Raw genomic sequence first — 9,454 nt, forward strand, 5'->3', positions numbered from 1 at the left:
AAAACAAGACCAATATCTCTATCATCAACACAAACCCTAATAGATATATCCACATCAAGATAACATGTAAAAGCTCCACAAGTAAATCCATCTTAAAAACTAACAGAATAAACATTCCAATGAATAACAGTAGTAATGAAAATTCTCATAAACCAGCAGCAAAATAAAAATGGCAGAAAATACAAGTATATGCGATTGACATGACTGTGAAATTAAATGAAGAACAAGTCAAACTAATCCTAAAAAAGCTAGATAACCTCTAGTTAGAGCTTTTAAGACTAAGAGCAATGCTACTTGAAGAGGAGGAAACAACAGAAGAGGAAAGAAAAGAGATTATAGAAGCAATAAGAGAAGTTGAACAAGGACGCTACATAACTCTACAGGAGCTTTTAAGGGAGCTAAGCTAAATTGTTCCAAGTTAAGATTTCGCATAGAGCAAAAAGCAACCTCAAAAAGATTCCGGAACCATACAGGAGAAGAATCTTAGAACTACTAATAATTTTAAGAGAAAATCCAATACCAATTGAGTTATATGACATAAAGAAGTTGAAGGGGCTAAGGGACACCTTCAGAATAAGAATAGGAGACATAAGAGTAATTTACAAGGTTCATTGGGAAACTTATCTAATTACAATATTGACAATAAAACCGAGAGGTTGAGTCTACTAGAGAATTATGTTTCTGATATTTCAGAAATATTTATGTTTCTAATTTATGATGGCTTAAGTTGGAGGAAACTAGAATTGTATGAGCAGAGCACATACTTGAAAATAAGAGTTGGAAAGAGATTCACTATAACCATACCTAAGGAGGTCAGAGAGAAGCTTGACATAAGAGAGGGAGAAATATTAGACGCCATAATTACCTCTAACAGCATAATCCTAAGGAAACCTAAAACATTAGCAGAATTCATTGAAAACATAAAGCCCACGGGGAAAATAGAAGAGTTCCTAAAAATTAGAGAAGAGGAGGCAAAAGTAGAAGATGAAAGAATTAGAGAACTTACCGAGAGAGCTAACTATTGACAAATGTAAAGATTATACAAAACCATAAAATAAAGCAAATTTTAACTCCCCCAATCATGATGTTTATCCTTTGGATTAAGTGATAAGAGAAAACCAGTCTCAACAAAACCTTTAAAACCATTAAGTCGGCTCCGCCTTATCTCTTTTCAACCTCCTCCAAAGCCCTCCTCTCAACAATCTTTCTCAACTCACAACTAAAAGTCAAATCGCCTAAAATTCTCCCTAAAACCTCAAAGGGATCTTCAGCCTTCACCAAGACAATTCTATTCCCCTCAAGCATCAAGACAAGCTCATCCCCCTTCTTTAATGCCGAGAAGATCTCTAAACTCCTTGGGCAAAACAATTCTACCCCTACCATCAACACGAACCCTAACAGACATAATCCCACCAAAATAAATTTTAATCTCCATAGCTAATGAAATTCCCCATAAACAGCCTTAATATACCTATATAGCCTATAAGATTGAGGGAGAATACTCCTCTCAACAATCAACCTAAACGGCATCATAGATAAGTTAAAGTTAATCCTCACACTCCTAAACAACATCTACACCATCATGACTTGGCTAACCCCACCCATAACCTCAATATGCCTACTACTATATGCAGCGAGACAATTAGCACCACACACCATAAAACTAAACAACAACAAAACATGTTTAAAACTAGTAGAAGCAGAGCAGACAAACAACCCAAAACTAAGAATTCCATGGAACAAGATTGGAAAAATATATGTAATAGTCATGGAGGGAGAAGTCTACTACATAGCTGAGAGAAAAGCAGCAAACCTGTTAAGGCAAATTCTAAGCGAAACCTACACTGCAAAAATAGTCAAAACAAAACCCCCAATAAAAAAGGTTAAAGCACTACCATGGAAAATTCAAGTAGACAGTGAAGATTTAAAGTGTAAAGTCTACACAATAAAAGCTAAAGGGGAAATATACACTCAACTACCAAGCTTCAAAACACTATGGAACATAAGAAAGCTACGAGGAAAAAACATACTAATAATACAAATTGGAAAACCCGGTCCAATAAAAAGGCTAAAAGCAAAAAATGAAATCAAAAAACTAACTAGAGAAGAAAAGCTTCAAGAAGATTTTTCCAGCCCAGAAGATCTAGTCGAAATCTCAATACAATTAATATGCACGGAGAGAAAATATCAAAGCACACTCAACACAGGACTATTCACATTACACCCAACTCTAAACCAAGCCAACTACACCAGCCAAAGCCATAAATCCACACCATTCATAAACATAGAGGTTGTAAAGAGAATACCGACAAAAGCCTTCAAAACATCCATCATAACCAATGAAGAATACTTACCATCAATCCTCCATCCATATCCAGACCACAACCTAATCTACATGTACAAGAAACCTCCAAGCAGAGCATAACCATCGGCTACACATTAACAGAAACAAGCCAACCACTAGACAAATTCCAAATCCCATTAAACAAGCCAATCCACGGAATAATAATAGGAGTAACTGGAAGCGGGAAAACAAGTCTAGCATGCCAACTCATAGAGGAATTGAAGGAGAAATTCAACATACTAGCCATAGACTGGACAGGGCAGATAGCAAAAGCCCACCCAAAACACGCCCTGAAACTTGAAGAAATAAACCTAAACATATTCAGCCATCCAAAACCAGTAATAAAAGAGTTATTCAACCAATACTATTATGCAGCCTTCAAATCAACACCAACACCACTAGTATACCACCTACTATCAACCATAATAGAAAACATGGAAAAACTAACATTCACAAAACTCTATAAGACACTAGAAGTACTCAGAAGCAAACTTGAAAAAAGAGAACATAGAGATGCATGCGACGCCCTCAGGAGAAGAATAGAGCCAATAATAAACACACCACTAGACTGCAAAGGAAAACCAAGGTTTCCAATAAAAGGAATAAACATCATAGACCTATCAAGCCTACCAACAGACACAGCCAAAATCCTAGCAACCCAACTATTACTAAGCACACTCTACAATTACACCCAAACAACAAACCAGAAGCTAAACCTAATAGTAATAATAGATGAAGCCCACCGAACAGCGCCAAAAGAAAAAACAATCCCACTAGCAGAACACTTCACACCACCAGAAAACACACTAACAAAACTATACAAAGAAGCAAGAAAACATGGAATAGGAATAATCTCAATAACACCAACACTACTCAACCAAGAAATAACCGCAATGACAAGCCTAAAAATAATAATGAGAATAGAAGACCACCAAACAAGAAGAAAACTACTAAGAGACCTAGCCTACACAGAAAAAGAAACAGAAAAAATAGAGAAAATAGTAGCAAACCTAAAAACAGGGCAATGCATCATAAAAACACCGGAAATAAAGCCAACACTAATACAAGTCACAATCACACCAAAAATCATAAAGGCAACATCAAGCAAAGGAAAACCATTTAAAATCCATCAACCCCAAAAGCAGCAGAAAATCACAATAAATCCAAAAGAAATACAACAAATAATAAGAAAACTAGAGCCAAAAACAAAGCCAACCCACCCATACCCCAAATTCTACAAGTCAACCCAGTTAAATGAATTCTGGCAGCCACCAATAAAAACAGTAAGCATAGACTCCAAAGCCACAACAACCGAAAACCAACTCCTAGAAATCATAGACACACCAAAAACAATACAGAAAATGGGGGCAATAAAGCCAAGCGAGCCAGCCCACACAAAACTAAAACGAATCCAATGGAACACAAAGCTAAAAACAACACTAATAAACGCAGCACTAAACCAAGCAACAACAACCCAATGGAAGTTACTGCAGAAACACGGCCTAGCAAAATGGACCAAGTATGGATACAGTCTAACAAGCCTAGCATGGAGAATCCTCCACACCCTCAAAAATGAATGCAGCAATCAATAGGTTGCTGCAGGAAGCCTAAACCCACAAAAGTGGGGATGAAGACACGCATAGGTTGAATTAGATAGAATACAGCACATACAGTGCGAGGCGAAAGAGTTAGGCCCAAAGCCTAGCTCCGCCCACCAATAAACATTAAAGCGAGCCCATCACCAACTAATCCCTCCTTCTTTACCCATCTGCCCAGCTCCGCAATCAAAGCCAAAGCCAATAAAGCAGAGATGCGAAGGAGTTGGGCAGATGGAAAACAGAGAAAAGCCCTCAAACGAGGGCAGAAAACAGAGAAAGAGAAAACTAGAGAACAATGAGAAATGTTTGGGGCACTGGGGCTCACCCCAAACAAACTCGGCTGAGCAAGAAAACACTAAAACAACAATAGAAGTATACAAGGCAAGAAGCATACCCATAAATGCACCAAAAGACCTCATAGAAGCATACTACAAAATAGAATGCAAAGCACTCCAAGAAATGCTAAAATGCATACAATACACAGAAAAGAGAAAAGCAAGGCTAGCGATAACTAATGAGTTCAAAAAACAATTAAGAAATAAGTTAATGGAGAACTGGAGGTTTACGAGGAACTATGTAGATTCAGCCATGGACATGGCCTATAGCATACTAAGGTCTTGGATCTCAAATTACAACAGTGGAACATTTAAGAATAAGCCGAAAGTAAGAAGAAAAATCGTATACATAAAAACAACTCTATTCAGCTACAAAAATGGAATCCTCAGAATAAGCATTGAACCCTACAAACGCTACATAATAATTGATTTAAACAAGTATCCATGGATACCGAAAGACTTCCAAAAAATAGGAGGACTACTCCTAACAGAAGACAGACTAATACTAACACTAAAGAAAACAGTAAAATTAAAGGAGTCAAAGGGATGGGCAAGCTTCGACATAAACCTAACAAACATAACAGCCTACATAAATGGAGAGATAAAGCGCTACGACTTAAAGCCACTATACCACATACACAGAGTCTACGAAAATAAAAGACGAAAAATACACAAGCTATCTAAGAGAAAGCCAAAAACAGCAAAAAAGCTACTACAAAAATACTCGAAGCGAGAATTGAACAGAACAAACGACTTCATACACAAACTAACAACAAAAATAGTAGAAGAACTAGCTCAACATGGTTACGGAGCAATACTAGAAGATTTGAAAGGAATAAAGCGTCGAATACTCGATGGATCAAAGTCAATGAACAGGAAATTATCAAAATGGGATGTAAGAAAAATACAGAAAATGCTAGAGTATAAGCTGAAATGGCATGGACTACCAGTAAAATATGTTGACGCGAGAAATACGTCCCGAACATGCCCAAAATGCCAAAGCAGACTAATAGAACTAAAAGACAGGATGAGAAAATGTCCACAATGCAACCTCACCCTAGACAGAGACATAATAGCAGCAATAAACCTTCAGATGCGGGGAGCCTGGATTCCCCCGAGAGCTCTGGAAGAGGCAATAGCCTCAATGAAGGAGAAGGAGTCAACAACAATAGTTGACTCCAAATCCAGGCCTGTGGTCGCAACACCATTAGAACGCTCAGCCGAGAAGGGAAATGACCAAATCTCAGAGCTTCAAAGACAAATAGCTTACAATAAAGTAGTCCAGAATAGGATTAATAATGGAGGCCCGGAGCGGGATTTGAACCCGCGACCACCAGCTTTCTGCGAAATTTTTTCGCCACAGGCTGGCGCTCTAACCAAACTGAGCTCTCCATGTAAGGCCTAGGCCCCAATCCGGGCCATTCCGGGCCAACTACTTCGAAAATTAAATTTACCATTTACAGTTATAAATTTAATTCATAAGTAGTCATCTGAAATAATGCTGTTACATTGATTTTTAAAGAAAACCTACTATATCAAAGCTAGTTTATAGCGAGCTAAAATGGTAAAATATCCTTTAACTTTTTGAGAAGATTTATTAAGACAGACATCATGTCTCTTTTTGTTTTTATTCTTCCTTTAGCTAGAGAATAAAAAATATTTAGACCAAAAAACATCAGAGAAAAGCTTATTGGGATTATGAAAAGAGCACTTAAGTGATTAAGTAAGGGCATAAGTATTGATAAAACAAAATGAAAATACCAATCCCTTAAAACTAACGGAATTAATACTAATATCATAAAGAAACCTATCGAAAAGGATAAAGAGGCGATAATAAACGCAACTTTTTCAGTCTTACTAAAAAATCTTTGGTCATATTCAGTGAAAAAGCTAATGATATGTTTTCTCATTCTTTCATAAGCGCCTATAAGAAGACATAGAGTCACTAAATCCATATAGGTGTCAACTTTTTTGTCCTCTTTCACTTCATCTTTTAAGTTTTTCTTATTCAATCGCATACGATATATTAAGGCACCATAGGCACATTTTAACCAAGAAATTCTGCCAAAAGTTAATAGATGTTTCATTAAAATATCATGAAATTTCCTAATATGGATATCTATTGAAATCTTCATTTTACTGAGTATGCCTATATAATTTTCAAGTGTATGATAATACCACAATGCATGATCCAGGGGAATATATTCGATATCTTCATAGCGATTATAATAATCAATAATTATCGATTCAATTAAACGTATAACACTAATAATCTGATTTTCATATTTACTTTTTACTCTATTGATGTTCGCTATACTAAGCAGTACCTCAGTTATCCAGTATAAGGCTGCAGGATCAGCATGAGGTCTTTTCTCCTTTAGATGTAAAACATATTCATTCAAAATATCTTCAAGAATATCTCGTCTATATTCCTTATTGATCAAATAAATAGCCAAAAGGGAAATCAGTGAAGATAATGGTTTTTCGTATGGATTGTAAACAGAAATTATTTTTTTGAAATGTCTGTGTTCATTAATAATTAGCTTTATAAGTTTACCCTCAATTTCACTTGTTTCTGCATAGTTCTTAATTAATGAGCAAGTACATTGGAAAATTTCATACAGGTCTTCAATTGAAAGTTCACTGAGTTTGTTAACATTAAGAAGTTTTATTTTCAAGAAACTTTTTAATGACTGATAGGAAGCTTTAAGCTCTGTTTTTAGTCCGAGTTTTCTATATGCATTATGAGTGAACCAAAGAATCACAGAAGAAATAAAGAGATCTATTCTATCCTTGCTGATCTTAGAGGACCACAGTTTGTTTGGTTCTTTTATACTATCAAGTACCATCAACATGTCCTTCAATTCCAAATATACCGGGCTATCTCTTATTAGATACGTCTTTAAATGAACCATGGTCTATCCTCAAATTTATTGGGTTTATATATGTAGTTACCTATCTTATTGAATGAGTACTCAATATCATATGGCGTCATCAACGAAAACAGCTGAGCCACAATCTTTGAATAATGTATTGGTGTTGGCATTCTTAGCGAGCCAAAAAAGCTTCTCCAATTCATAGCTGTAAGAGCATAAGTCGCATTTATTGCTCTTATTAATGCTCCGTACCTGTCCCCTGTGCAATATAAAAGCCTAACTCTTATGGGCTTAGGGACTCCTATGCCAAAGAAGCGAGGACTTTGTGGCAATCTACCTGTCGTAGCGATATATGCGGCATCATCCGAACTGAAAAAGTATAATCCCTTAGGAATTAAATAATTCACATAACCTAAATCATATAGTCTGACTGGGACGTTACCAGTAACCAACGCTACCTCAAGTTTACATCCAGCATTTTCTTGAAGGTATTGAGAAACTTTGTCTATCACCTCTTCTTTCAACAACTCTCGGACCATCAACAAAACTCTATTATATTTTGTCTCCCCCCTGTATAATTTAATCATCAAATTTAGTGATTCTTGAAGAGCATAAATTAAGGTTTCTTCTTTACTTTCACAGATAAATGATCTAAAATTTTCCCATATACCAATATTGCTAAAAAGATGCACTACGCCATAATATTTAGCTATGGGTCCTGTTGTTAAACCTATAATTTTTCTGAGACTCCAGCTCAAACCAATAATAACATCATATTCAAGCCGCTTATAAAGTGCCCAAGGTATTCCACCAGCTTTGGCTAAGATATTTAACGCTAAATTAAGTAAAATGGCTTTCCTTCCTGTATTCACAGCCTTTAAAGTCCTTTCATCAGAATAAAATTGCGTAACAAATCCTTCTCGCAGTCCTATACTTTTCATTTTGGCATAAATTTCTTTAGACTTCTCCCTACCTAAATTTCGGATAGGTATTGGAACAAGCACCACGCTGTCTTTATAAAGATCAATAATAGACAATAGATCTTGAACCGTACTTTTCATTTGGGAAATATCTCTAGAAACTATTGAGGATAGCCTATTAATATATTCATTTTCAATACTCACCCTTTTACCAGCTTTCTTTAAGAAAGTATCCAAAATATTGATCAATTGCCAAGATAGTGCATCTGTAAGCTGATTGGGAATAAGATGACTCCACTCCTTAGGAATAAAATGCAATATTTTAATGTTGACTGCCCTATATGGACCATAAGTCGTTAAACCAAGATACGGATTAAAAACAGCTTGTTCCCTTACATATAGCGGACCACGGAATGCTAAAGGTATTGGGCCCAGTAGCTTACCTCTTAACACAAGATTTCTGTTATCCATGTTTCTCTACCATTCGGTAAGAATCATAAGCGGTTCTTCATTTATCACTATATTTAGTTCATTCAAAAATTTGTTTCCTTTAATGATTTCATTTAATTTACGCACAAAAGCTAGTGTTATATTATATCGCTTTAATGAAGCTTGAAGATCCCGTTTACCACTTTTCGTTATATGAAAAGATTCTCTCTTAATTATTGTAGTTAGCCTTTCATTCAACTTATATTTGGTACTCAACATGTAATCTATGACTTCTGGTCTACGTAATGGATATAATTTATCTAAGCTGACTTCTTTAACTTCAGGTTTCCACTCACTTCCAACTTTAAACAATCTGACTATCTCAGCATAATTTCTATTAAAATTCAATAAATCCCAAGCTTGAAATTTTATCTTTTTATAACCATATAGTCTTTCTAACTCTCCATTAACAATTTTAAGAAGAGCCTTTTTTTCATGATATTCCATTCCCTCATCTAGAAATGCCTTAAGATCCTTTAGTATATCCATGATTATTACGGGATCAACGCATAACCCGACGCAGGGATAATTTGCCCCGAAAAAGTCATAGACAGATAAAACAAGAGCCGAGAGTCTAATGCCACGATAGAGGTTAACATAATGATCTATAGGTTCTCTGAGATCTATCATAAAATGTTTAATCATTTTGTTAAAGACTCTTTTATTAGAAAATATTGTCCAACCAGCCTCATATAGAGATTTAAATATAAAATGTTCTATGGCTCTAGAAACAGCCTTATAGGCTAAAATTAAATTAACGCCTGATAGATTTCCAAAAGAGTTATACCTCAACTTAGTAAGATACTTCCTTTTTCCTTTCTGGAGGATTGTGCAAATAAGATTTGATACCTCTTCAAATACTCTAAATTTAGAGGCAATAATAACTAGATTT

At 35.6% G+C, this 9,454-nt stretch carries 10 protein-coding genes, 1 tRNA gene and 1 pseudogene; 5 read left to right on the forward strand and 7 right to left on the reverse strand.

The features are described 5' to 3' along the window. The first annotated feature begins 408 nt into the window (after positions 1-408). Together ACW8TM_RS10835 and ACW8TM_RS10840 are read left to right on the forward strand one after the other, a co-directional pair. On the forward strand, positions 409-660 hold the full coding sequence (locus tag ACW8TM_RS10835) for a type II toxin-antitoxin system RelE family toxin (protein ID WP_491533312.1): 252 nt from the start codon (positions 409-411) through the stop codon (positions 658-660). Continuing rightward, complete coding sequence (locus ACW8TM_RS10840) at positions 657-1,025, forward strand: AbrB/MazE/SpoVT family DNA-binding domain-containing protein (protein WP_491533313.1); 369 nt, start codon at positions 657-659, stop codon at positions 1,023-1,025. The genes ACW8TM_RS10835 and ACW8TM_RS10840 overlap by 4 nt, the downstream gene beginning before the upstream one ends. 136 nt (positions 1,026-1,161) lie before the next feature. Here the strand turns inward: ACW8TM_RS10840 and ACW8TM_RS10845 are convergent, their stop codons facing one another. From ACW8TM_RS10845 to ACW8TM_RS10855, 3 genes are read right to left on the reverse strand one after another with little or no spacing between them, the layout of a single operon-like run. Next, positions 1,162-1,308 carry a hypothetical protein gene (locus tag ACW8TM_RS10845; RefSeq protein WP_491533314.1) on the reverse strand — a complete coding sequence of 49 codons (147 nt, stop codon included), beginning with the start codon at positions 1,306-1,308 and terminating at the stop codon, positions 1,162-1,164. 7 nt (positions 1,309-1,315) lie between these two features. Then, positions 1,316-1,405 carry an AbrB/MazE/SpoVT family DNA-binding domain-containing protein gene (locus ACW8TM_RS10850; protein ID WP_491533316.1) on the reverse strand — a complete coding sequence of 30 codons (90 nt, stop codon included), beginning with the start codon at positions 1,403-1,405 and terminating at the stop codon, positions 1,316-1,318. A gap of 32 nt (positions 1,406-1,437) precedes the next feature. Beyond that, a complete protein-coding gene (locus tag ACW8TM_RS10855; RefSeq protein WP_491533317.1) occupies positions 1,438-1,569 on the reverse strand; it encodes a hypothetical protein in 132 nt (43 codons plus the stop codon). Between the two features lie 13 nt (positions 1,570-1,582). On the opposite strand from ACW8TM_RS10855, the gene ACW8TM_RS10860 reads away from it, so the two are divergent. From ACW8TM_RS10860 to ACW8TM_RS10870, 3 genes and pseudogenes are all read left to right on the forward strand, one after another. Then, entirely contained in the window at positions 1,583-2,425 is an 843-nt protein-coding gene (locus tag ACW8TM_RS10860) for a hypothetical protein (protein WP_491533318.1), read from the forward strand. Positions 2,426-2,508: 83 nt separating this feature from the next. Further along, positions 2,509-3,936 carry an ATP-binding protein gene (locus ACW8TM_RS10865; RefSeq protein ID WP_491533322.1) on the forward strand — a complete coding sequence of 476 codons (1,428 nt, stop codon included), beginning with the start codon at positions 2,509-2,511 and terminating at the stop codon, positions 3,934-3,936. 237 nt (positions 3,937-4,173) lie between these two features. Then, positions 4,174-5,358: pseudogene (locus ACW8TM_RS10870) on the forward strand (RNA-guided endonuclease InsQ/TnpB family protein); the annotation flags it as partial. A 222-nt stretch (positions 5,359-5,580) separates the two neighbouring features. Here the strand turns inward: ACW8TM_RS10870 and ACW8TM_RS10875 are convergent. The 4 genes from ACW8TM_RS10875 to ACW8TM_RS10890 all read right to left on the reverse strand — a co-directional run. Beyond that, positions 5,581-5,669: transfer RNA gene (locus tag ACW8TM_RS10875), tRNA-His, on the reverse strand. Positions 5,670-5,833: 164 nt separating this feature from the next. Beyond that, complete coding sequence (locus ACW8TM_RS10880) at positions 5,834-7,129, reverse strand: hypothetical protein (protein WP_491533319.1); 1,296 nt, start codon at positions 7,127-7,129, stop codon at positions 5,834-5,836. 50 nt (positions 7,130-7,179) lie between these two features. Further along, on the reverse strand, positions 7,180-8,544 hold the full coding sequence (locus tag ACW8TM_RS10885) for a Piwi domain-containing protein (RefSeq protein WP_491533320.1): 1,365 nt from the start codon (positions 8,542-8,544) through the stop codon (positions 7,180-7,182). 6 nt (positions 8,545-8,550) lie between these two features. Continuing rightward, positions 8,551-9,454, reverse strand: a 904-nt coding sequence (locus ACW8TM_RS10890) for a hypothetical protein (RefSeq protein WP_491533321.1), incomplete at its 5' end; no start/stop codon positions are given.

This window comes from Candidatus Culexmicrobium sp. (assembly GCF_058356305.1).